At 68.3% G+C, this 20,940-nt stretch carries 24 protein-coding genes and 2 tRNA genes; 17 read left to right on the top strand and 9 right to left on the bottom strand.

Annotated elements, in window-relative coordinates; all coding sequences use genetic code 11:
- Positions 1 to 218: 218 nt before the first annotated feature.
- The 3 genes from ASC70_RS10910 to ASC70_RS10920 all read right to left on the bottom strand — a co-directional run bounded on the left by ASC70_RS10910 (position 219) and on the right by ASC70_RS10920 (position 2,252).
- A complete protein-coding gene (locus ASC70_RS10910) occupies positions 219 to 1,256 on the bottom strand; it encodes a LacI family DNA-binding transcriptional regulator (protein WP_056049940.1) in 1,038 nt (345 codons plus the stop codon).
- A 147-nt stretch (positions 1,257 to 1,403) separates the two neighbouring features.
- Positions 1,404 to 1,478, bottom strand: a tRNA-Val gene (locus ASC70_RS10915).
- A gap of 48 nt (positions 1,479 to 1,526) precedes the next feature.
- Complete coding sequence (locus ASC70_RS10920; protein ID WP_056049944.1) at positions 1,527 to 2,252, bottom strand: HAD-IA family hydrolase; 726 nt, start codon at positions 2,250 to 2,252, stop codon at positions 1,527 to 1,529.
- Positions 2,253 to 2,323: 71 nt separating this feature from the next.
- Between ASC70_RS10920 and glmU the strand changes: the two genes are divergently transcribed.
- From glmU to ASC70_RS10965, 9 genes are all read left to right on the top strand, one after another.
- Positions 2,324 to 3,700 (top strand): bifunctional UDP-N-acetylglucosamine diphosphorylase/glucosamine-1-phosphate N-acetyltransferase GlmU, encoded by a 1,377-nt coding sequence (gene glmU, locus ASC70_RS10925; protein ID WP_056049948.1) that lies wholly within the window; start codon positions 2,324 to 2,326, stop codon positions 3,698 to 3,700.
- A complete protein-coding gene (gene rpiA / locus ASC70_RS10930) occupies positions 3,697 to 4,380 on the top strand; it encodes a ribose-5-phosphate isomerase RpiA (protein WP_047409066.1) in 684 nt (227 codons plus the stop codon). The genes glmU and rpiA overlap by 4 nt, the downstream gene beginning before the upstream one ends.
- Positions 4,381 to 4,422: 42 nt before the next feature.
- The gene (gene gor / locus ASC70_RS10935; protein ID WP_056049951.1) at positions 4,423 to 5,823 is read left to right on the top strand and encodes a glutathione-disulfide reductase; all 1,401 of its coding nucleotides are present in this window, start codon (positions 4,423 to 4,425) and stop codon (positions 5,821 to 5,823) included.
- Complete coding sequence (locus ASC70_RS10940; RefSeq protein WP_056049955.1) at positions 5,820 to 7,055, top strand: O-antigen ligase; 1,236 nt, start codon at positions 5,820 to 5,822, stop codon at positions 7,053 to 7,055. Before gor ends, ASC70_RS10940 begins: the two co-directional genes overlap by 4 nt.
- A gap of 111 nt (positions 7,056 to 7,166) precedes the next feature.
- Positions 7,167 to 8,546, top strand: coding sequence for a class II 3-deoxy-7-phosphoheptulonate synthase (locus ASC70_RS10945; protein ID WP_047409058.1), 1,380 nt, complete (start codon positions 7,167 to 7,169; stop codon positions 8,544 to 8,546).
- Positions 8,547 to 8,775: 229 nt separating this feature from the next.
- On the top strand, positions 8,776 to 9,675 hold the full coding sequence (locus ASC70_RS10950; RefSeq protein WP_056049959.1) for a retropepsin-like aspartic protease: 900 nt from the start codon (positions 8,776 to 8,778) through the stop codon (positions 9,673 to 9,675).
- A gap of 99 nt (positions 9,676 to 9,774) precedes the next feature.
- Entirely contained in the window at positions 9,775 to 11,565 is a 1,791-nt protein-coding gene (locus ASC70_RS10955) for a long-chain-acyl-CoA synthetase (RefSeq protein ID WP_047409052.1), read from the top strand.
- Between the two features lie 82 nt (positions 11,566 to 11,647).
- Entirely contained in the window at positions 11,648 to 12,268 is a 621-nt protein-coding gene (locus ASC70_RS10960) for a hypothetical protein (RefSeq protein WP_056049961.1), read from the top strand.
- Between the two features lie 9 nt (positions 12,269 to 12,277).
- A complete protein-coding gene (locus tag ASC70_RS10965) occupies positions 12,278 to 12,580 on the top strand; it encodes a transcriptional regulator (RefSeq protein ID WP_056049964.1) in 303 nt (100 codons plus the stop codon).
- A 1-nt stretch (position 12,581) separates the two neighbouring features.
- Here the strand turns inward: ASC70_RS10965 and ASC70_RS10970 are convergent, their stop codons facing one another.
- Both ASC70_RS10970 and ASC70_RS10975 read right to left on the bottom strand, forming a co-directional pair.
- A complete protein-coding gene (locus ASC70_RS10970) occupies positions 12,582 to 13,487 on the bottom strand; it encodes a M23 family metallopeptidase (RefSeq protein ID WP_056049966.1) in 906 nt (301 codons plus the stop codon).
- Positions 13,488 to 13,490: 3 nt separating this feature from the next.
- Entirely contained in the window at positions 13,491 to 14,177 is a 687-nt protein-coding gene (locus ASC70_RS10975) for a hypothetical protein (RefSeq protein WP_162247207.1), read from the bottom strand.
- 177 nt (positions 14,178 to 14,354) lie between these two features.
- Here ASC70_RS10975 and panD point away from each other — a divergent pair, with 177 nt between their 5' ends.
- Both panD and ASC70_RS10985 read left to right on the top strand, forming a co-directional pair.
- Positions 14,355 to 14,711 carry an aspartate 1-decarboxylase gene (gene panD / locus ASC70_RS10980; protein ID WP_010920154.1) on the top strand — a complete coding sequence of 119 codons (357 nt, stop codon included), beginning with the start codon at positions 14,355 to 14,357 and terminating at the stop codon, positions 14,709 to 14,711.
- Positions 14,711 to 15,172: a hypothetical protein gene (locus ASC70_RS10985; RefSeq protein WP_056049973.1), complete on the top strand. Its 462-nt coding sequence runs from the start codon at positions 14,711 to 14,713 to the stop codon at positions 15,170 to 15,172. Before panD ends, ASC70_RS10985 begins: the two co-directional genes overlap by 1 nt.
- Before the next feature lie 63 nt (positions 15,173 to 15,235).
- Here the strand turns inward: ASC70_RS10985 and ASC70_RS10990 are convergent, their stop codons facing one another.
- Positions 15,236 to 15,988 carry an SIMPL domain-containing protein gene (locus ASC70_RS10990; RefSeq protein WP_056049976.1) on the bottom strand — a complete coding sequence of 251 codons (753 nt, stop codon included), beginning with the start codon at positions 15,986 to 15,988 and terminating at the stop codon, positions 15,236 to 15,238.
- Positions 15,989 to 16,136: 148 nt separating this feature from the next.
- Here ASC70_RS10990 and ASC70_RS10995 point away from each other — a divergent pair.
- Positions 16,137 to 16,212 (top strand) — tRNA-Ile (locus tag ASC70_RS10995).
- Between the two features lie 93 nt (positions 16,213 to 16,305).
- Here ASC70_RS10995 and ASC70_RS24940 read toward each other — a convergent pair.
- Positions 16,306 to 16,512 carry a hypothetical protein gene (locus tag ASC70_RS24940; RefSeq protein ID WP_156396180.1) on the bottom strand — a complete coding sequence of 69 codons (207 nt, stop codon included), beginning with the start codon at positions 16,510 to 16,512 and terminating at the stop codon, positions 16,306 to 16,308.
- A 124-nt stretch (positions 16,513 to 16,636) separates the two neighbouring features.
- The gene (locus ASC70_RS11000; protein WP_056049979.1) at positions 16,637 to 17,776 is read right to left on the bottom strand and encodes a phosphatidylserine decarboxylase; all 1,140 of its coding nucleotides are present in this window, start codon (positions 17,774 to 17,776) and stop codon (positions 16,637 to 16,639) included.
- A gap of 290 nt (positions 17,777 to 18,066) precedes the next feature.
- Between ASC70_RS11000 and ASC70_RS11005 the strand changes: the two genes are divergently transcribed.
- Positions 18,067 to 18,300: a hypothetical protein gene (locus ASC70_RS11005; RefSeq protein ID WP_156136807.1), complete on the top strand. Its 234-nt coding sequence runs from the start codon at positions 18,067 to 18,069 to the stop codon at positions 18,298 to 18,300.
- A 7-nt stretch (positions 18,301 to 18,307) separates the two neighbouring features.
- Here ASC70_RS11005 and ASC70_RS11010 read toward each other — a convergent pair whose 3' ends face one another.
- Entirely contained in the window at positions 18,308 to 18,652 is a 345-nt protein-coding gene (locus ASC70_RS11010) for a helix-turn-helix domain-containing protein (protein WP_056049980.1), read from the bottom strand.
- Between the two features lie 176 nt (positions 18,653 to 18,828).
- Between ASC70_RS11010 and ASC70_RS11015 the strand changes: the two genes are divergently transcribed.
- The 4 genes from ASC70_RS11015 to ASC70_RS11030 all read left to right on the top strand — a co-directional run bounded on the left by ASC70_RS11015 (position 18,829) and on the right by ASC70_RS11030 (position 20,889).
- Positions 18,829 to 19,257: a hypothetical protein gene (locus ASC70_RS11015; RefSeq protein WP_056049984.1), complete on the top strand. Its 429-nt coding sequence runs from the start codon at positions 18,829 to 18,831 to the stop codon at positions 19,255 to 19,257.
- 5 nt (positions 19,258 to 19,262) lie between these two features.
- A complete protein-coding gene (locus ASC70_RS11020) occupies positions 19,263 to 19,478 on the top strand; it encodes a hypothetical protein (protein WP_047409027.1) in 216 nt (71 codons plus the stop codon).
- A gap of 145 nt (positions 19,479 to 19,623) precedes the next feature.
- Complete coding sequence (locus tag ASC70_RS11025; RefSeq protein WP_056049986.1) at positions 19,624 to 20,187, top strand: hypothetical protein; 564 nt, start codon at positions 19,624 to 19,626, stop codon at positions 20,185 to 20,187.
- A gap of 297 nt (positions 20,188 to 20,484) precedes the next feature.
- The gene (locus ASC70_RS11030) at positions 20,485 to 20,889 is read left to right on the top strand and encodes a phage tail terminator-like protein (protein ID WP_056049989.1); all 405 of its coding nucleotides are present in this window, start codon (positions 20,485 to 20,487) and stop codon (positions 20,887 to 20,889) included.
- Positions 20,890 to 20,940: the final 51 nt, after the last annotated feature.

Raw genomic sequence — 20,940 nt, forward strand, 5'->3', positions numbered from 1 at the left:
ATCGGCTATGTTAGCGTTATCGTAAAAAGGGGTAGGCTGCGCCTCGGGCCCTGTCAATACTCCGACATAATATCCTCAAGCCGCGTTGGTTGAAGCTCGGCAATAGCGTTGATCAGCCGATTTCACGGCCAAGGCGTTGTCGCCGGCACGCAAGCGCAACAGATGATAACGTTAACGTTGACGCCGAAGATGCTCGCGCCTCGCCATTCAGATCGCGCCTAGGGGACGGATATCGCCGAGGTCGACTGGCGCCGTGTGATCTGGTGGTCGAGCACCCGGTCGTTGGGCTCGCCAACCGCCGGACCGGGATCGGCGATCCGGGCCGCCAGCAGGCCGAGCGCCTCGGCCGCCAGCTTGCGCACGGGCTGGCGCACGGTCGTGAGCGGCGGCCACAGCGTCACCGCCGCCGAGGTGTCGTCGAAACCCACGACGGTGAGTTCGCCAGGCACGTCGAGATGACGGCGGTGGGCGACCGAAACCACCGCGGCGGCCATGTCGTCGTTGCTGGCGAAGATCGCGGTTGGCGGCGAGGCGGCGTCCAGCAGCTGTTCGGCCGCCGCGAGTCCCGAGGCGAAGCTGAAGTCGCCTTGGGCGATGGCCGTGCGCGCGCCGTCGGTTTCGCGTACGGCGGCGTGGAAGCCGGCCAGGCGTTCGGCGCTGGCCGCCTGGTCGGGATTGCCCAGGATGAAGCCGAGTTCGCGGTGCCCCAACAGGATCAGCTCGCGGGTCATCTCATAGGCCGCGCGCCGGTCGTCGATGCGCACGCAGATCGCCCCGTCCACGCCGTAGGCGCCGACCGCGGCCATCGGCAGTCGCGCCTCGCGCAGCACCTGCAGCACCGTCGGCGATTCCCCCAGGGGCGGGGCCAGGATGACGCCGCCGACGCCCGAGGCCAGCAGGTTCGTGAGCGCGGCGGCGTCCGGCGCGCGGCCGCCCTCGCCCTTGAGCAGGGTCAGGCGAGCGCCCCGGATCGAGGCTTCCTCGAACACGCCCGTCAGGAAATCGCTCATGAAGGCCGCGCTGGGATTGGCGTAGAGGACGCCGATCCGAAGCTCGGCGGAGGTCACCAGGCTGCGCGCCGCGACATTGGGGGTGTAGCCGAGATCGCGGATCGCCGCGTCCACCGCCGCGCGCGTTTCGGGACCCACGCCCGCGCGGCCGTTGATCACCCGCGACACCGTCATCGCGGAGACCCCGACGCGCGCCGCGACATCGACGATCGTCGCGCCGCGTGTAGGTCCAGTCGTTCTCGCCAACCCTATCCCCCGCCGTATTCAAGGCTCGAGCGGTTCACTAACCCATCGCGCGCCCGGCGCATAATCGTGGGCGCGAGGCTGCGTGAACGGGCGCCGCGAACGGTCCGATGCGGCCGCTCTAAGTCGTCGATTTTGGAATGTTTGAAATGGTGGATGCTGCAGGGATTGAACCTGCGACCCCCTCGGTGTGAACGAGGTGCTCTCCCGCTGAGCTAAGCATCCGCCTTGTCGGTTCGGGCCGTGAAGGACCGATCCGCGAGAGGAGGGGGCCTATAGCCCGGTGTTCGGCGCGGGGCAAGAGGCCAAAAGCGCGATACAGGCCCGCGGCACGTCCAAAAAGCTGTGGATGACCAGGTCGGCCCCCAGCGTCTCGACCGGATCCTCGGTGTAGCCGAAGCTGACCAGCACGCAGGGCACGCTGGCGTTGCGAGCGCCCAGGGCGTCGTTGACGCTGTCGCCGATCATGACGGCGCGGGCGGGATCCCCGCCGGCGGCCGCGATGGCGGCGGCGACGTGGCGGCCGTCGGGCTTGGCGGCGGGGGCGAGGTCGGCGCCGACCACCGCGTCGAAGAACGGCGTCAGGCCCACGGCGTCCAGCAGGGCGACCGACAGGTTGGTCAGCTTGTTGGTGCAGACCACCAGCTTGGCGCCGGCGGCCTTCAGCTCCGTCAGCACGTCGATCACGCCGGGGAAGGGCGCGCTCTGGTCGGCGATGCGGTCGAGATAGACGGCGATGAACCGCTCGACGAGCGTCGGCGCGCGGTCGGCGCCCAGCGGCGCGCCGGCGGCGGCGAAGCCGCGCTCCAGCAGGGCCCGGGCCCCGCGGCCGACCATCAGCCGCACCTCGTCGAACGGCAGGGGCGGCAAGGTCTCCTGCGCCAGGATGGTGTTCAGCGCTCCGACCAGGTCGGGCGCGGTGTCGACCAGGGTGCCGTCGAGATCGAAGGCGATTGTCGCCCCGCCCAGGGCCCTGTTCCGGTCATGAAGCTCGCTCATGGGTCTGGCGTTTCGGCCAATTGCGCGGCTAATGCAACGCTGGAACGCCCTCGAGGGAGTCGCCAAGGCCCATGACCGAATCCGTTTCCAAACCGGCTCGCCCGCGCGCCGCCGTGATCCTGGCCGCCGGTCAGGGTACGCGGATGAAGTCGCCGACCCCCAAGGTGCTGCACAGCGTCGCTGGCCGGACCCTGCTGGACCACGCCATCGACGCGGCCGAGGGCCTGGGCTGCGAGCGGATCGTCGTGGTCGTGGGCGCGCACAGTCCCCGGGTCGGCGAGAGCGCCCGCAAGCGCCTGGGCCCGAACGCGACCGTCGTCCAGGATCCGCCGCTGGGCACCGGCCACGCCGTGCTGGCGGCGCGGGAGGCGCTGGCGGACTTCGACGGCGACGTGGTCGTCACCTATGCCGATTGCCCGCTGACCACCGCCCCGGTGATCGCGCCGCTGTTCGACCTGATGACCGGTGGCACGGACGTCGCGGTGCTGGGCTTCGAGGCGGCCAATCCCACCGGCTACGGCCGCCTGATCCTGGCCCCGGGCCACGTGCTGCTGCGCATCGTCGAGGAGAAGGAAGCGGATCTCGCCACCAAGCAGGTCAAGCACTGCAATTCCGGCGTCCTGGCCGCCGATCGCGCGACGCTGTTCGATATCCTGGCCAATGTCCGCAACGACAACGCCAAGGGCGAGTACTACCTCACGGACGTTGTCGGCTTGGCCCACGACCGCAAGCTCTCGACCCGCGCCGCCTTCGCGCCGGAGCCTTCGGTGCAGGGCGTCAATTCCCAGGCCGAGCTGGCCGCCGCCGAGGCGGTCTGGCAGGGCGCGCGCCGCAAGGCCCTGATGGTCGAGGGCGTGACCATGCCGGCGCCCGAGACGGTCCATCTGTCGTGGGACACCCGGATCGCCGCCGGAGCGGTGGTCGAGCCGTTCGTGGTCTTCGGCCCCGGCGTCAGCGTCGAGAGCGGCGCGGTGATCAAGGCCTTCAGCCACCTGGAAGGCGCCAGCGTTGGCGAGGGCGCCCTGATCGGACCCTACGCCCGCCTACGGCCCGGCGCGGAGATCGGACGCGAGGCCCACATCGGCAATTTCGTGGAAGTGAAGAAGGTGAAGGTCGGCGCGGGCGCCAAGGCCAACCACCTCAGCTATCTGGGCGACGGCTCGGTGGGCGAGAAGGCCAACATCGGGGCCGGCACGATCTTCTGCAATTACGACGGCTTCGAGAAGTTCGAGACCCATGTCGGCAAAGGCGCCTTCATCGGCTCCAACAGCGCTCTGGTCGCGCCCGTGCGGGTGGGCGACGGGGCGATGACCGGCTCGGGCTCCGTGATCACCAAGGACGTCGAGGATGGGGCCTTGGCGCTGTCGCGCGCCGAACAGACCGCCAAGGCCGGCTGGGCGACCAGGTTCCGGGCCCTCAAGCAATCCAAGAAGGACAAGAAGGCATGAGCGCCGACGATCAGAAGCGCGCCTCGGGCGAAGCCGCCGCCGAACTCGTCGAGAATGGCATGGTGGTGGGTCTGGGCACCGGCTCGACGGCCGCCTGGTTCGTCAAGGCGCTGGCGGCCCGCGGCCTGAAGGACATCCGCGGCGTGCCGACCTCGGACGCCACGGGCGCCCTGGCCCGCGAGCTGGGCATCCCGCTGGCGGCGCTGGACGACGTCAAGACCATCGACCTGACCGTCGACGGCGCCGACGAGGTCGGTCCGGGCCTCAGCCTCATCAAGGGCGGCGGCGCGGCCCTGCTGCGCGAGAAGCTGGTCTGGGAAGCCTCGAGCCGCTGCGTGGTCATCGCCGACGCCGCCAAGAAGGTCGCGGCCTTGGGCAAGTTCCCGCTGCCCATCGAGGTGGTCCGCTTCGGCCACGTCCATACCAGCTGGCGCCTGGCCGATATCGCCGCCGAGTTCGACCTGCCGCCGCCGCGCCTGCGGATGGCCGACCGGGGCGTGGTGGTCACCGACGGGGGCAACCTGATCTACGACATGGCCTCGGGGCGCATCGACGAGCCCGCGGCCCTGGCCACGGCGCTAAAGAGCATCACCGGCGTGGTCGACCACGGCCTGTTCCTCGACTTGGCCGACGAGGCCTTGATCGGCACGGACGAGGGTGTGGTGCGCCTCGTTCCCTGACGTCCTACATAAGCCGACCCGTTAAGGTTTCCGGAGGCCACCGTGGCTGACTACGACTTCGATCTCTTCGTCATTGGCGCCGGTTCGGGCGGCGTACGGGCGGCGCGACTGGCGGCCATGAGCGGCGCCAAGGTCGCGGTGGCCGAGGAGTATCGGGTCGGCGGCACCTGCGTGATCCGCGGCTGCGTGCCCAAGAAGTTCATGGTCTACGCCAGCGAGGTCACCAGCCAGCTGAAGACGGCCAAGGGCTATGGCTGGACGGTCGAGGGCGCCAAGTTCGACTGGAAGAGCTTCCTGCACGACAAGGACGTCGAGATCGCCCGACTATCGGGGATCTATGTGACCAACCTGCAGAAGGCCGGCGCGCACCTGCTGCACGGCCGCGCCCAGATCGTCGACGCCCACACGGTCGAGGTGCTGCCCAAGGAAGACAGCAAGGACGCCGGGACCTACACGGCCAAGAAGATCCTGGTCGCCACCGGCGGCCGTCCCGTGCGTCCCGAATTCCCCGGCGCGGAGTTCGGCATCACCTCGGACGAGGCGTTCCACCTGCCGAAACTGCCCAAGAGCATCATGATCGTCGGCGGCGGCTATATCGCGGTCGAGTTCGCCGGCATCTTCAACGGCCTGGGCGTCCAGACCACGCTGCTTTATCGCGGGGCCAACATCCTGCGCGGCTTCGACGACGACGTCCGCTCGCACCTGGCCGACGAGCTGGAGAAGCGCGGCATCAAGGTGGTGCTGGGCTGCGCGCACAAGAGCATCGAGAAGGGCGAGGACGGCACGTTGCTCAGCACGCTCAGCAACGACCTGACCTTCGAGACCGAGACGGTGATGTTCGCCACCGGTCGCGGTCCCTATGTCGAGGGGCTCGGGTTGGAGAAGGCCGGGGTGAAGCTGAACGAGCGCGGCGCGATCGCGGTCGACGACTATTCCAAGACCAACGTTCCCAGCATCTGGGCCGTCGGCGACGTCACCGACCGGATCAACCTGACCCCGGTGGCGATCCGCGAGGGCGCGGCCTTCTCGCAGACCGAGTTCTACGACAACCCGACGAGCTTCGATCACGACATGGTCGCCTCGGCGGTGTTCTCGCAGCCGCCGGTCGGCTCGGTCGGCATGACCGAAGCCGAGGCGCGCCATGCATTTGGAACGGTCGACATCTATCGCGCCGTGTTCCGGCCGATGAAGATCACCTTCTATGGCGGCCAGGAGCGCTGCCTGGTCAAGCTGGTGGTCAAGCAGGACGACCAGAAGGTGGTCGGCGTCCACGTGGTGGGCCCGGACTCGCCCGAGATCATCCAGATGGCCGCCATCGCCGTGAAGATGGGCGTGACCAAGCCCCAATGGGACTCGACCTGCGCGGTGCACCCGACCCTGGCCGAGGAACTGGTCACCCTGCGTGAGAAGTACGTCCCGGTCGAAGTCGGCGGGGTTGGATGACCCGAACCGACGTCTTGCCGGACGCGCCGGAGCGACGCACGCGGTGGCTGGGCGCGCTCGCCGTCTTCATGATGGTGATGACGCCGCTGATCGGCTACCTGATCCCGCTCTGGTTCGCGGGGCTGCTCAGCCTGGTCGGCCTGCTGGCGACGCCGGGACTGGCGCGTTCGCGGCCGCCGGTGCTGCCGGTGCTGGCCCTGGTGCTGCTGGTGGCCTGGGCGCTGATCAGCCTGAACTGGAGCCCGGCGGCCCCAGACCTGTCCGCGCTGCGCCGCGACAAGGACGTCGAGAAGTTCACCGCCCTGAAGCTGGTGTTCCAGCTGGGCCTCTATGGCGTCGCGGTGGCGGCGCTCGGCGGGATGTCGCGGCGCTCCGCCCGTTTCGCCGGCAAGGTGATGCTGGTTGGCGTCACGGTCCTGGCGCTTGTCGCCTGCGTGGACGGCCTTCTCCACGCGAAGATCTACATGGTTCTTCACAACCTGACCGAAGAGCCCATCCGGCCGGACCAGGCCGTGGTGAAGGTCTCGGAAGCGACCTATCCGCTGGTGCTGCTGTTCTGGCCCTGCGCGCGCATGCTGGACGCCTGGAAATTCCAGGGCCGTAACCTGCTGATCGCGCTGATCGCGCTCTGCACGGTCCTCGGCGCGCATTTCACCGGCGCCGACGCCCCGATCGCCGCCATCGCGCTGGGCGGGCTGACCTGGCTGGGCGTGCGCGTGATCGGCAAGCCGATCGCCCGCGCGCTGATCCCGATCGTCGTGACGCCGTTCATTTTCGCGCCGATGGTCGTGCTGTGGGGCGTGCGGTCGGGGCTGTTCGCCTGGCTGCACGTGATCGCGCCGCCGTCCTGGGACCACCGCCTGAACATCTGGGCCTTCACCGCCAACCAGATCGTCCAGCACGCCTTGCGCGGCTGGGGGATCGACGCCAGCCGCACCTTCGGCCCGGCTATCCCGCTGCACACCCACAACGCCGCCCTGCAGCTGTGGCTGGAGCTGGGATCGCTGGGCGCGGCCCTGGCGGCGGCGTTCTTCGCCTGGATCCTCTACCGCGTCGTGGCCTGGACGGGCGAAGATCGGCGCGACGGCGCCATGGCGGCCGGGGCCTTGGTATCCTATCTGGTGATCGGCGGATTGAGCTTCGGGGTCTGGCAGGAATGGTGGCTGGCCCTCGGCGCCCTGACCGCCATCGCCTGCGGGGTCGCGCAAAAATCGAGCGCCGCTACCCGGTAGGCGACAACGAAATTTCTCGCTTTGGCGTATCGACGGTGTTCAACCGCACGATTTTGCCTTTTCATTCCTTTCGCGGTATCTACGCCGCCCTTTGTTGTTATCGAGCCTGTCATGACCGCCCGCTGGACCCCCGCCGCCTGGAGAGCAAAACCCGCCAAGCACATCCCGTCCGACTATCCGGACGCGAGCGCCGTGGAACGGGTCGAGCAGACGCTTCGCCAGATGCCGCCGCTGGTCTTCGCGGGCGAGGCGCGCCGTCTGAAGAGCCTGCTGGGCGACGTGGCGGAAGGCCGGGCCTTCCTGCTGCAGGGCGGCGACTGCGCCGAGAGCTTCAAGGAATTCCATGCGGACAACATCCGCGACACCTTCCGCCTGATCCTGCAGATGGCGGTGGTGCTGACCTTCGCCGGCGGCAAGCCGGTGGTGAAGGTGGGCCGCATCGCCGGCCAGTTCGCCAAGCCGCGCTCGGAGCCGATCGAGACGATCGGCGACGTGACCCTGCCGTCCTACCGGGGCGACAACATCAACGGCATGGACTTCACGGCCGAAGAGCGCCTGCCCGATCCGGATCGCCTGCTGAAAGCCTACGGCCAGTCGGCTTCGACCTTGAACCTGCTGCGCGCCTTCGCCAACGGCGGCTATGCCGACCTGCACAATATCCATCGTTGGACCCTGGGCTTCGTTGGCGACAGCCCGCAGGGCGCGCGTTATCGCGAGCTGTCCGACAAGATTACCGAGAGCCTGGCCTTCATGGCCGCCATCGGCGTCACGCCTCAGAGCCATCCGGGCATGCACCAGGTGGAGTTCTTCACCAGCCACGAAGCCCTGCTGCTGGGCTTCGAGGAAGCCATGACCCGCGTCGATAGCACCTCGGGCGACTGGTACGACACCAGCGCCCACCTGCTGTGGATCGGCGAGCGCACCCGCCAGCTGGACGGCGCCCACATCGAGTTCATGAAGGGCGTCAAGAACCCGATCGGCCTGAAGTGCGGCCCGACCATGGAGGGCGACGACCTTCTGCGCCTGATCGACGTGCTGAACCCGAACAACGAGCCCGGCCGCCTAACCCTGTACGGCCGCTTCGGCTCGGACAAGATCGCCGACCGCCTGCCGCGCCTGATGAAGGCGACCAAGGCCGCCGGCCGCTCGGTGGTCTGGGCCACCGACCCGATGCACGGCAACACGCTGAAGGCCTCGACCGGCTACAAGACCCGTCCGTTCGACCGCATCCTCTCGGAAGTGAAGAGCTTCGTGGAGATCGCCCAGGCCGAAGGCGTCCATCCGGGCGGCGTCCACCTGGAGATGACCGGCCAGAACGTCACCGAATGCCTGGGCGGCGCCCGCGCGGTCTCGGAGACGGACCTCGCCGACCGTTACCACACGCACTGCGACCCGCGCCTGAACGGCGAGCAGGCGCTGGAACTGGCCTTCCTGGTCGCCGAGAAGCTCAAGGCCGCTCGCGACGATCAGCGTCGTCTCGCCGTAGGCTAGTTTGGTCGATCCGCGAACGGCGTTCTCTGGCGCCGGTTCGCGGGTCCCTATAGCGTCCTCCTTCGGGAGGACGCTTATGGACGATCGAGGCGTTGAGCGCCGAGCGCTCACAAGCGAAGAGATCGAGCGCCGAGCGCTCACAAGCGAAGAGATCGAGCGCCGAGCGCTCACAAGCGAAGAGATCGAGCGCCGAGCGCTCACAAGTCAGGAGATCGAGCGCCGCGCGCTCATGGGGCTGGTCGCGAGCGCGGCGGTCGCGCCTGGCGTGGCGTTCGCCGTTCAGGATGCGCAGCCGCCGGCCTCTTCGCCTCTGCCCGAGACCACCGACCCGCTCAAATACCTCGATACGGCCCAGCGCCTCTCCGTGAAGGCGCGGGTGAACGGGCAGGGGCCTTTCGATTTCCTGGTCGACACCGGAGCCAACAGCTCGGTGATCACGGCCGAGCTGGCCAGCCAGCTGGACCTGCCGCGCGGCGCGTCCAGCAACCTCCACAGCATCGCCGGTTCCCAGTCCGTGGAGACGGCCAAGGTCGCCACCCTGTCGGTCGGCAAACGCTCGCGCGCGAACATGACGGTGGCGATCCTGCCGCGCGAGCAGCTGCGCATCGATGGTGTCCTGGGCCTGGAGTGGCTGGACCGCGCCAGCCTGCTGCTGGACTTCAAGCGGCGGCGGATGACGGTGGGCGAGGCGCTGCCCCTGGTCGACGCCCAGACGGTGACCGTCGAGGCCAAGCTGCTGCCCGGCGGGCTCACGCTGATCGACGCCTTCATGCCGCTTCAGCGGCTGATCGCCTTCGTCGACAGCGGCTCGATGGCCACCGTCGGCAATCTGGCCCTGCTGGAGGCGGCGCGTCGGAACAAGGCCGTGTTGGGTTCGCTGGCCGACACCGAACTGCGCAGCGTCACCGGCCAGGTGCTGTCCGGGCGCACCGCGGTCCTGTCACGCCTCACGTTGGGGAAGATGACGCTGCGGAACGTGCCGCTGATCATCGGCGCGATCCATACCTTTGATTATTGGGGCTTTCACGACCAGCCGGCGATCGTGATCGGGACGGACATCCTGCGGAACTTCGAGACCGTCTCGATGGACTTCAAGCGCAGCGAGGTCCGTTTCCGCGTTCAAGGCTAGGGCGCCGTTTGCACGAACGGCGAAAGGTTTGCGATGCAACGCGCGGCGTCTTGACCGGCCGCGCGGCGCTCTCCAATGGTTGTTTGAAGGGAGAGCCGAATGCGTCTGCGTCAGAAGATTAAGCGGGAGATCCGGTTCCTGAAGGGACTGTCCCGGACGCTCAAGCGCGTGAAGTCCATCGCTCCCGACAGCACCAATCTGATCTGCGACGATCTCGAGGCCGCGGTCGACAAGTGGCGCGACCGCCAGGCGATCACGTTCGAAGGCAAGACGGTCACCTACGCCGAGCTGGACGCCATCGCCAACCGCTACGCCCACTGGGCCAAGGGCCAGGGGCTGACGCGAGGCCAGACCGTGGCGCTCTTCATGCCCAACCGGCTGGAATACATGGCCATCTGGTACGGCCTGACCAAGGTCGGCGTGTCCACGGCCTTGATCAACAACCAGCTGACTGGCGCGGCCCTGGCCCACTGCCTGAACATCTCCCAGGCCTTGCACTGCATCGTCGATTCCGAGACCTCGCCCTGTTTCGAGGACGTGAAGGGCCAGTTGCAGCGTCACATGCAGCAGTGGGTGCTGGGGCCCGCCACCGGCGAGCAGCGCGATCTGGTGAAGGCGCTGAAGAGCTGCAGTCAGCTGCGCCCCGACCGCCAGACCGCCCGCGACGGCATCACCGCCAAGGACACGGCCCTCTTCATCTTCACCAGCGGCACGACGGGCCTGCCCAAGGCCGCGCGCATCACCCACATGCGCGCCCAGCTCTACATGCGCGGCTTCGCCGGCTCGACCGGAGCCAATCAGAGCGACCGCATCTACGTGACCCTGCCGCTGTACCACGCCACCGGCGGCCTCTGCGCCCTGGGCGCGGCCCTGCTGAATGGCGGCTCGGTGGTGCTGCGCAAGAAGTTCTCGGCGACCCACTTCTGGCCGGACGTGGTCAGCGAGAACTGCACGATGTTCGTCTATATCGGCGAGCTGTGCCGCTACCTGGCCAACCAGCCCGAGCACGAGTTGGAGCGCGCCCACAAGATCCGCATGATCTTCGGCAACGGTCTGCGCCCCGACGTCTGGAACGACATGCTGGACCGCTTCAAGGTCGGCGAGGTGCTGGAGTTCTATGGCGCGACCGAGGGCAATGTCTCGCTGTTCAACTTCGACGGCCGCCGTGGCGCGATCGGTCGGATCCCGAGCTATCTGCGGAAGAAGTTCAACATCCGGATCGTCAAGTTCGACGTCGAGAGCGAGGAGCCGGTGCGCGGTCCGAACGGCTGCTGCATCGAGGTCACGCCCGGCGAGGTCGGCGAGTGCATCGGCCACATCGCCAACGACGCCCGCTCCAACTATGTCGGCTACGCCGACAAGGCCGCCACCGAGAAGAAGGTGCTGCACAACGTCTTCGCCAAGGGCGACGCCTGGTTCCGGACCGGCGACCTGATGAAGGTGGACGGCGACGGCTACATCTATTTCGTCGACCGCATCGGCGACACCTTCCGCTGGAAGGGCGAGAACGTCGCCACCAGCGAGGTGGCCGAGCGCCTGGCTGGCTTCGAGGGCGTGCAGGAGATCAACGTCTACGGCGTCAAGGTCGGCGACCTCGACGGCAAGGCCGGCATGGCCGCGCTGGTCACCGCCGAGGACTTCGACATGGCCGCGTTCAGCAAGCATGTCGACGAGCACCTGGCCAGCTACGCCCGGCCGCTGTTCGTGCGCCTGCAGAAGGCGATCGAGACCACCGGCACCTTCAAGTACCGCAAGATCGACCTGGTCAAGGACGGCTTCGACCCGACCAAGACCAAGGATCCGCTGTACTTCCGCGATCCGGTGAAGGGCTATGTGAAGATCACCAAGCCGATGTACGCCAAGATCGAGGCGGGGACCTTTAAGCTTTAGCGCTGGCAAGCTTTAGGACTGACAAGCTTTGAGCTCGGCGCTTTACGTCGCAAAGTGAGGCGGGTTCCGAGGAGGATTCGCCGTGACCGACGACGTGAAGGCCATCCGTGACGATCTCGCCTTCTTGCGGGCCCTGGCCGAGGACGGCCGGCGCACGCCACTGCTGGGCGGCTCTCTGCTGGCGGCGGCCGGCGGTTGCTACGGCCTGGCCAGCGTCGTTCAGTGGCTGATCCTGGCCCGGATCGTCGCGGTTCCGCCGGCCTCGCTGCTCGGCGTGTGGCTCCTGGCCGTCGCTGTCCACCTGTCGATCCAGGCGCTGCTGATCCGCCGCCTGGCCGCCAAGCCGGGCATGGCCTCGACCACCAACCGCGCCAGTCGCGACGTCTGGAGCGCCGTCGGGCTCGGCTGCTTCGTCCTGTTCGCCGCCCTGGCCGTGGCCAGCTGGAAAGCGCGGACGGACGTGCTGATCGGCTTCGCGCCTTCGATCGTGCTGGTGCTGTACGGCGCGGCCTGGTGGGTGGCGGCCTCGGTGTCGGGCCTGGCCTGGATCCGCGCCGTGGCGGCCGCCTCGTTCGCGACGGCGATCGCCCTGGGCCTGCTGATCGGCTCGACCTGGGTGTGGCTGGCCTATGCCGCCGCCCTGATCCTGCTGGCCCTGGTTCCCGGCCTGGCGCTCATGCGCCAGGAACCGCCGGCGGACTGAGCGAACGGCGTGGAAGAGTTCGAGATCGACCGCCTGGACGAGGTGATCCACGGCCGCGTGCGGCTGGGGATCATGGCCTATCTCACCAGCGCCGGTGTCGCCGACTTCAACACCCTGAAAGCCAAGCTGTCGCTGACCGACGGCAACCTGTCGGTCCACCTGCGCAAGCTGGAGGAGGCCGGCTATGTCGCCATCGACAAGAGCTTCGTCGGCAGCAAGCCCCTGACCCGCGTCGCGCTCAGCGACGCCGGCCGCGCGGCCTTCGCCGGTTATCTCGACGCCATCGCCAAGCTGGTCGAAGGCCGGCCTTGAACTAGCTTCCGCAGGCCTTGCCGTTCAACTTGCGCTGATAGGCTTCGGCCAAGCTCAGATAGGGCGGCAGGAAGGTGTGCAGGGCGATCGGCTTGCCGTCGGTGGTCGTGCCCGCCACCCCCGCCCGCAGCTCGAAGTGCAGGTGGATGGTCGTCGGGGTGCCGCCGAAGTCGTTCGACACCTTGCCCAGCTTCTGGCCTACCGCGACCTGGTCGCCTTCCTTCACCGCCAGGGTCGCCACCTGCATGTGCAGGTAGCGGTAGGTGTAGTGCGGCGCGGCCTTGGCCACGAGGGTGACGCTGTAGGTCCCGATATCGGTGATCGTGCCGGCCTCGGCCGCCACGGCCCAGTGCTCGTTCTTCTTGCAGGTGGCCGGGCGGATGTCCTGGCCCTGGTGGCCGGTGCCGGCTCCCGCGCACAGCGGATTGGCGCGCGAGCGGGCCTCGCAGAAGGTGTCATGCCAGGGCAGGGTGTAGTTGAGGCTGTCGCACTGGCTGGGCTTGCCGGGCGGGCCCATGCCGCCGCCGGGCCCGTACACCTGCGAGTTCGGGAAGCCGGCGTCGACCATCGGCCAGCACATCTTGGGCGACCAGACCGTGCGGTCCAGATAGCCGGGGCCTTGCCCGGCCGGGATCGCCCCGGCGGGGGCGTGGTCGAACGTCGCCGGCGAAGGCGCGGGCGGCTCGGCCGGCTGCGGCGCGGGATCGGGGCTGGGCGGCACCGGCTCGCTGGATGGCTGCTCGGCCCCGCCGTCACCGGGCGAGTCGTCGGCCGTGGGCGGTCCGGGTTCGGGCGAGGCCGGCGTCTTGACGTCACCGCCTTGTGCCGGGGGCTTGGTGGTGTCGTCGCAGGCGGCCAGCGGCGCCAAGGCCAGGGCGGCGATCAGCAGGAGCGGGGAGATACGCATGCTCTAGCCTCCCAGTCCGGCTTCGGCCCGGGCGGCCTTGCCCAGGACCACGGCCGTGGTCTTGCCGACCAGGCCCAGCACGTAGTTGTCGTCGAGGCAGCGCGGGTCGCTGGGCGCGTCACAGCGGACCTCCACCGTGTAGAGCACCCCGTAGCGCACGAAGCTGGCCAGTTGGCCGTCGACCGTGCGCTGCACCGTCAGCATCTCCGGCCCGCTCTCGATCTTCAGCGGCTTGCTCGCCGGCATCGGCACGGTGGTGGTGGTCCCGCTCAGCGAGACGCCGCCGCCGACCGTGTCGGCCGTGATCGTGTAGTAGTCGCCGAAGCTGTAGATCCGCGCGCCCGCCGTCAGCTTGGGGTCGCGCGGCAGCAGGATTGGCACGGCGGTGATGTCGACCTGGTCGCGGTTGAGATTGGCTCCGAGGGTGTCGCCGACTCCGCCCGACTGCCGCAGGCCGCCGACCGCGCCTTGCCAGTCCACCCGGCTGCGGGGCCGAGCCACCAGGGCCGCGATCCCGGCTGTCGGCCGCGTGACCGTCGGAGCTGGCGCGGCCGCGCCTGGAATGGGCCGGCCCGCCGCGTCGCGTGTCTGCGCCTTGCTTGTCGTGATCCAGGCCGCACCCGCGACCAGGGTCGCGGCGACGGCCCCCGCCGTCACCAGCCATTTTTCGTGACGCATGGAGTCCCCCACCGAACCGCGTTCGATCAAGCTCTAGCGTGAAACGGCGGCGCTGTTAACCTTTGTCGCATGCTGCACTGCGATTGAACCCCGGCGGGTTCGTGTCTATATGGCGGGACCTGATCAACGGGCCTTGTGTGTGGCGGCCCGGAACACCCCAAATCGTTCAAAGGGATAGACTTCCCCGCCATGCTGCTCACCATGCTCAAGGCCAAGCTGCACCGCGCCACGGTGACCCAGGCCGACCTCGACTACGAAGGCTCGATCGCCATTGACCGCGACCTGCTGGACGCCTCGGGCATCCTGCCGAACGAGCAGGTCGACGTGCTGAACATCACCAACGGCGCGCGCTTCACCACCTACGCCATCGAGGCCCCGCGCGGCTCGAAGGTGATCGGCGTCAACGGCGCCGCCGCCCGCCTGGTGCAGAAGAACGACCTCGTCATCGTGGTGACCTACTGCCAGATGCCGGCCGAGGAGGCGCGCAACTATGCCCCGACCGTCGTGCTGCTGGACGAGGGCAACCTGATCAAGAAGGCGGCCTGATGCGTCGAGTGGCGTTTGTCGCGCTCGCCGCCGCCGGCCTCACGGCCTGCGCGCCCAAGCTGCCCGAAGGGATCGACGAAAGCGTCCTGGTCCAGGCGGTCGGCCGCGCGATCGGCTCGCCCTCGACCTGCGTGGTGATCGCCGACCCCAAGGGCAAGCTGGTCTGGCGCGGCGGCGGCTATATCACCTGCGCGCGCAGCCTGCCCGATTGCGAGGGCGCGCCGACCACGGCCGAGGACCTGGTGAAGGCCAATCTCGGCAAGCCGGCCCGCTTCCTCAGCTGCCCCAGCCCGTCCAGCGCGGCCAACACGGTCGGCTGGGCTATCGGCCCGGTGCCGACCGGCGAGGGCAAGCCCGAGCGCCACCTGACCTATGTGGCGGTGATGGAGGGGGAACGCGCCCTGCCGGGCCTGGAGATCAAGGACCGCGTCGAGCGCGCCTTCCGGAAGGCCGGCTTCTAGCCGCTTCCCGGGCCTCGAAATCAAAGCCGCCACCGGGACCTCCCGACGGCGGCTTTTTCGTCTCTACTTGGCCGCTTCGTACACGGCGTTGACGTCGATCCGGACCTTCAGTTCGCCGGACGCGACGCTGGTGGAGTCGGCCATCTCGCGCTTGGCCATGGCGTACATCGGCATGGGCGGCGGGGCGGGCGTGTAGCCGCCGCCTTCGTTCAGATTGACCAGGCGCCAGGCCTTGTAGCCGGTCGCGCGGCTGTAGAGCTCGGCCTTGGCCTGCAGGGCCTTGACCGCTTCCAGACGCGCCGCGTCCTCGGCCGCCTGCGGGTTGGCCAGGCCGAAGCTGATGCCGTTGACCGTATTGGCCCCGGCGCCGACCGTGGCGTCGACGGTCGCGCCCAGCTTGGTCAGGTCGCGGACGGTGATCGTCACCTGGTTCGAGGCCTGGTAGCCGGTCAGGCGCGGCGGCTTGTTCTGCTCGTAGACGTACTGGGCGTTGATGCTCAGGTTTGAGGTCTGGATGTCGCGCTCGGCGACCCCCGCCTTCTTCAGGGCGGCCATCACCTGGTTCATGCGCGCGCCGTTGGCCGCGAGGGCGGCGGCGGCGGTCGGGGCCTCGGTCTGGACGCCCAGGCTGATCGAGGCCATGTCCGGCGCGACGCGGGTCTCGCCATAGGCCGACAGGCTGAAGGTGGTGGCCTTGAACGCGGCGTCGGCGCCGGTCTGGGCCAGGGCCGGAGCGGCCGCGCCCATCAGCAGCGCGCCGCCGATCAGGGCGGGGAGGGTGAAAGCGGCCAAGGGGTTGCGAGCGGTGTTGGTCATCGTTCTTTCTCCAGGGCTATCGGGCGCCAGAAAGCGTCGCCAGACAGCTAGGACGCCTTGGTGACAGGCTCAACCTGAACCGGAGCTTTAAGCCGCGTTCGGCTCATGCTAATCCGCCGGCTCGCCGTACGCTCACACGTATCCGCGCGGGCCTGTAGCTCAATGGTTAGAGCCGACCGCTCATAACGGTCTGGTTGGGGGTTCGAGTCCCTCCAGGCCTACCAAAACTTCTGAAGCTTGAGTGATGGATTGGCCATGGCCGATCGATGCGGAACGGCAACGAAGGCCGCCGCCCCTAAGAGCGGCGGCCGTTCCTGCTATTCGGCGGCTACTGTCTGCTGGATCGCAACGAACTCGTTGAAAGGAACGAGTCCGTTCCAAAGTCGCTGATCGGAAACAAGGTGGCGTTCGCTTTTGCCACCTATCGAAGGCGGGATTTCGGCGACCTGTTTGATCTGTCCGTATTCGTCTCGCCAGACTGCGTAGCAGCCAGATACGTAGAGATGTATTTCCGGATTGGGCATGGTGACGCTCTTCTGAGACGCGCGCTGGTGCGCGCGAAAGAAGTATCAGGCATGTGGATGGACCCTCAGGAGCGCGCGGATATCGCGGCTTCCAACCGACTCTCGCGCTGAATTCCGCCGCCCCTCACACCACCGGATAAGCATCCCCAATCTTCGTGCCCGTCTTGTAGTGGACATTCGGCTGGGCGGTGAAGCTGACGTTACTCTTGGCCTCGAACAGCACGATGATGTCAGAGCCGCCGAACTGGAAGTAGGCGATCTCCTCGCCCTTGCGCAGGGTGACGCCGACCTCGGCGGTCAGGACCACCGACGAGACCTGGCACATGCCGATCGGCAGCACCGCGACCAGGCCGATCGGGGTGTCGAGCACGATCAGGCCGCGGGCCTGGGCGAACTGGTAGCCGGCCGAGTCCGGGGCGTCGAAGGCGCGTAGCGGCTTGAGCTTGTGGACGCCGTTCGTGTCGCCGGCGACCGGTTCGGCCACCACCTCCAGATAGACCTGGCCGGGGATGACCCGCGCCTCCAGCACCGTGCCGCCGACCGGCGCGTGCTGGCGGTGATAGTCGTTGGGGCCCAGAAAGGCGTGCATGAACAGGCCGTTGGTGAAGCGGTGCTTGTAGGGGCTGCCCTCCATCAGCTCCTCGATCTTCCAGTGCAGGTTCTTCACGGTGACGTGGCTATCGGTGCGGATCTCCCACTGGCCGGCGAAGGTGGAGTCGGCCGGCGAGACGATCACCCGCTGGTCGGCGACCGCCGCCACCGGCCGGTAGCCCGGCTTGAAGTTGCGGGCGAAGAACTGGTTGAAGCTCTTCCAGCCGCCGTGCGGCTCGATGTAGTCGTCCATGTTGTAGCTGGGCGACTTGCGGAAGCTTTCCAGCGAGGCTGGCGTCAGGGATTCCGGCGTGTCCAGGAAGACGCCCAGGGCGTTGGCGTAGTCCACCAGCCAAGCCGACAGCGGCGTCAGGGGCGGGGCCTTGTCGTGCGGGACGACCTTGTTCTGCAGGCCCTTCACCGCGTCCTGGTCCAGCACGAAATAGAACTTGCAGAGCTTGTTGTAGACCTCGCGGCCCGGCTCGTTCTCGCTGGGGATCCAGGTCAGGAAGTCGTTGATGTAGACGTAGTAGCTCTCGAGGTTCTTGAGGTCGGCCAGTTCGGGAATGTTCCACGCCCGGGCTTCCGCGACGGCCTTTTCGAACCGCGCCTCCCAGCCGTTGTCCTTGACCAGCTTCTGCAGCTTCAGGACCACGGGATGCCATTTGCTCATTGTCTGTCCTCCAAGGGGGATCGGGCGCGGGAACCGGGTGCGGGCGAGCTCTCTATTCGTGTATTGGTCGGATTAACTTCTCATAGTTGTATATCTCCGCTGTTCGCGCGTAAAGCGCGGCCCGGGCGCGGTGCGCCGATTTGCTGCTAACGCAAATCTATCGGCCTATTTAGAATTTGCTTCTCGCGCAAAAATTAACCTGCGTCAGAGTCGGACGCATGCGCCGCCGCGACCGATCGACTCACGCGCAGGAGGCGTGCAGAGTAGGGATGTTGAAGGCGGAGGTTGTCGTGTTCTCGGTAACGCGTTTCTGCGTACAGGCCTTCGGGCGGCGGGGCGGAGCCCTACAGCCGACCGAGGTCCGGGAGTGTTATTTCGAGGCGGACGCGCGGCGCGAGATGGAGGTCCTGGCCCGCAGATCCTCGGGCGTGGCGCTGTACCGCGTCAGCGGCGAGCCGCTGTCGGGCCTGTGGGGAAAGCCCAGGCTGATCGCGCGCCAGGGCGAGATCCTGGCGTTGGAGTGAGCGGAAATTACCCTGTCTTCTTGAGGGTTTGGCCAATCTCGACCAACTGGATCCGCTGCACGGGCTGCAGCTGGTCCCAGATCGACCAGATCGCCTCGCCGGCCGCCGGGTCGCGCATGATCAGGTCGGCCGGTTCGCAGCGATAGATGGTCGCCAGCGCCTCCAGCACGTCCTGGGAATAGCCGGTCTCGCCGCGCTCGACGCGCGACAGCTGGGCTGCCGAATAGGGATAGCCGACCTCGAGCTCCAGCCGTTCGACGGCCTGCTCCAGGTTCATGCCGCGGTGCTTGCGCCAGGCGCGGATGAAGGTCTTCGCGCGCTGCTTCGCCTTGGCCTGCCGGTCGGGGGTCATGCAAATCCGGGGGTGGGTGCGAAAGGGGAGATGTCCGCCCATTAAACACAGATTTTGCTTGCTATGCAAATTTGTATTTGGTACAAATTGGATATTCCGAGAAATCCGCCCTGGCGACGCGAGCCGGGCGGTTTCCGCGAAATTCCCTTCATCGGCTCCAGCCGCAGGAAGCTCCAATGATTCCGATCCACGCGACCGGTCCGGCCGGTCATGCGCCCATTCATGTCTCCGTCCAGGCTTCCGCGCCCGGCTATGTCGCCCGCCGGACCGAGGCCGATCGCCGGCCGCCGCGCGCGGTGCTGACCGCCCGGCTGATGGGCGATCCGCGCCCCGACCGCTACGCGCTGTCCGAGGCCATTCGCACCCGTCTGTGTGGGGCCGCGCCGGCCGAGCCCGTCGCGCCCGCCAAGGTCCTGGCCGTGCTGGAGGCCCTGGTCGACGGCCCGCTGACCCTGGCCGACCTGGCCGACGAGATGGCCGTCAGCCTGTCGGCCGGCAGCGACCGGGCCCAGGCCGCGCGACTCCTAGGCCTGGTCGAGCGCCTGGGCGGCCGGCCCTGCCGGGTTCGGCTGACGCCGGCCGGCCGAGCCGCGCTGGAGGCTTAAGGGCGATGGGCGGGCTCCAGGACGAGGTCGCCGAGGGCGCCATCGACCAGGCGGTCCGCGCCTGCGGCCCGCGCAAGCCGATGCTGTGCGCGATCATCCGCGCCGCCGGCCGAATGCTGGCCGAGAGCGAAGGCCACGACTTCGTCGCCCAGGTCTGCGCCGGCGAGGCCCGCCGCCACGCGCTGGCGCAGAACCGACGCGGCGTCCGCTTCGGGCGCTGAACATATCGAAAGGGGAACCGTCATTTCCGTCCAAGTCCTCCGCCCCGAGGGGCTGACCTCGGCCGAGCTCAGAGACCTGGCCCGCGCCGACCGCGCCGCGGCCCTGGCCATCAGTCCCGCCGCCCGCCAGGCGGCCCGCGAGGCCGTGCTGCGCATCGCCGGCGCCCAGCTGGCGCGGACCGAGGAGTCCAACGTCGCCGCTGGCCTCGTCGAGACCCTGGCCCTGGCCCGCGCGCGTGGCGAGACCGTCGAGACGCCCGGAGAGACCGGCGGCGGGCCGCTCCGCGTCTCCAGTCGCGACGGCCTGCACAGCCTGCGCCAGGGCGGCCACATCACCGACGCCCACTACGCCGTCGGCCTGCTGTACCGCGCCGGCTTCGAGGCGAGGGGCCGCGACCTGCGCGTCGCCAGTCTGGAGCCCGGAAGCGGCGGCGGCCACGACAACGACCGCTTCGTCGCGGCCCGGCTGCGGCGCGCGCGGATGCTGGACTTCGTGGTCCGCGCCGACCGCGCCGTGGCCATGTCGCTGGCCGACAAGCCCATGGCCCTGCGCCTGTTGCGCGCCGTGGTCGGCGAGGGGACCAGCCTGTCGGCCTGGGGCGCCGGCCGCGCCTTCACGCGCAACCGTGAAGTCTTGGTGGAGGCCCTGGACCTCGTTCTGGCGCTGGCCAAGCAGATTGCGCGCGATCGCAAAAACAAGAACAAATAGCGAACAAACAGATTGACGATCGGGAAGGGAAATGGTCTAATCCAGTCACAGTCGGAGATACGCCCCAGGCGGGGCTTTCAACCTCCAAAGACTGAAATTCTTTCCTCCAATCTCTTTCGGATCCCACGCTCGACTTGAGGCGTGGGTCCTCGTTCGCGAGCCCGCCCGTCCTCGGGCGGCGGGCTTCTCGTCTCGTCTTCCCATCACCGGGGACCCCGACATGACCCTTCTTCCCGACGCCGGGAGCCTCGCGGCTCCCGCGACCCGTCCGCGCGCCCCGAGCCGGGCGGCCAGCCGATGAGCGTGCTGAAGATCCGCGCGGCGCTGGAGACGGCGCTGACCGCGATGAGCCCGGCCCTGGCCACAGCCTGGGAAAACATGGCGTACACGCCGACGGCAGGGACACCGTACCAGCGGGTGTCCATGACCTTCGCCGAGCCGGTCAACATCGAGTACGGCCGCAGCTTCCAGCAGGGCGGCCTGTTCGGGGTGACGCTCTGCTACCCGCAAGGCGCCGGTCCGGCCGACGCCGCCGGGCGCATCGAGCTGCTGCGCTCCACCTTCTATCGCGGGGCCGCGTTCACGGCCGATGGCCTGACCACCCTGGTCGCGCGCACCCCGCTGATCCTGGCCGCGACCCTGGAGGGCGACCGCTACGTCGTGCCCGTCCAGGTCCCGTTCCTGGCCACGATCACCAGCTGACGGCGGTCCCCGCCCGAAGGGACGGCCTTCCGTCCAGACCCTCCACCCATC

The sequence above is a fragment of the Caulobacter sp. Root343 genome (assembly GCF_001425745.1).
Lineage (GTDB): Bacteria > Pseudomonadota > Alphaproteobacteria > Caulobacterales > Caulobacteraceae > Caulobacter.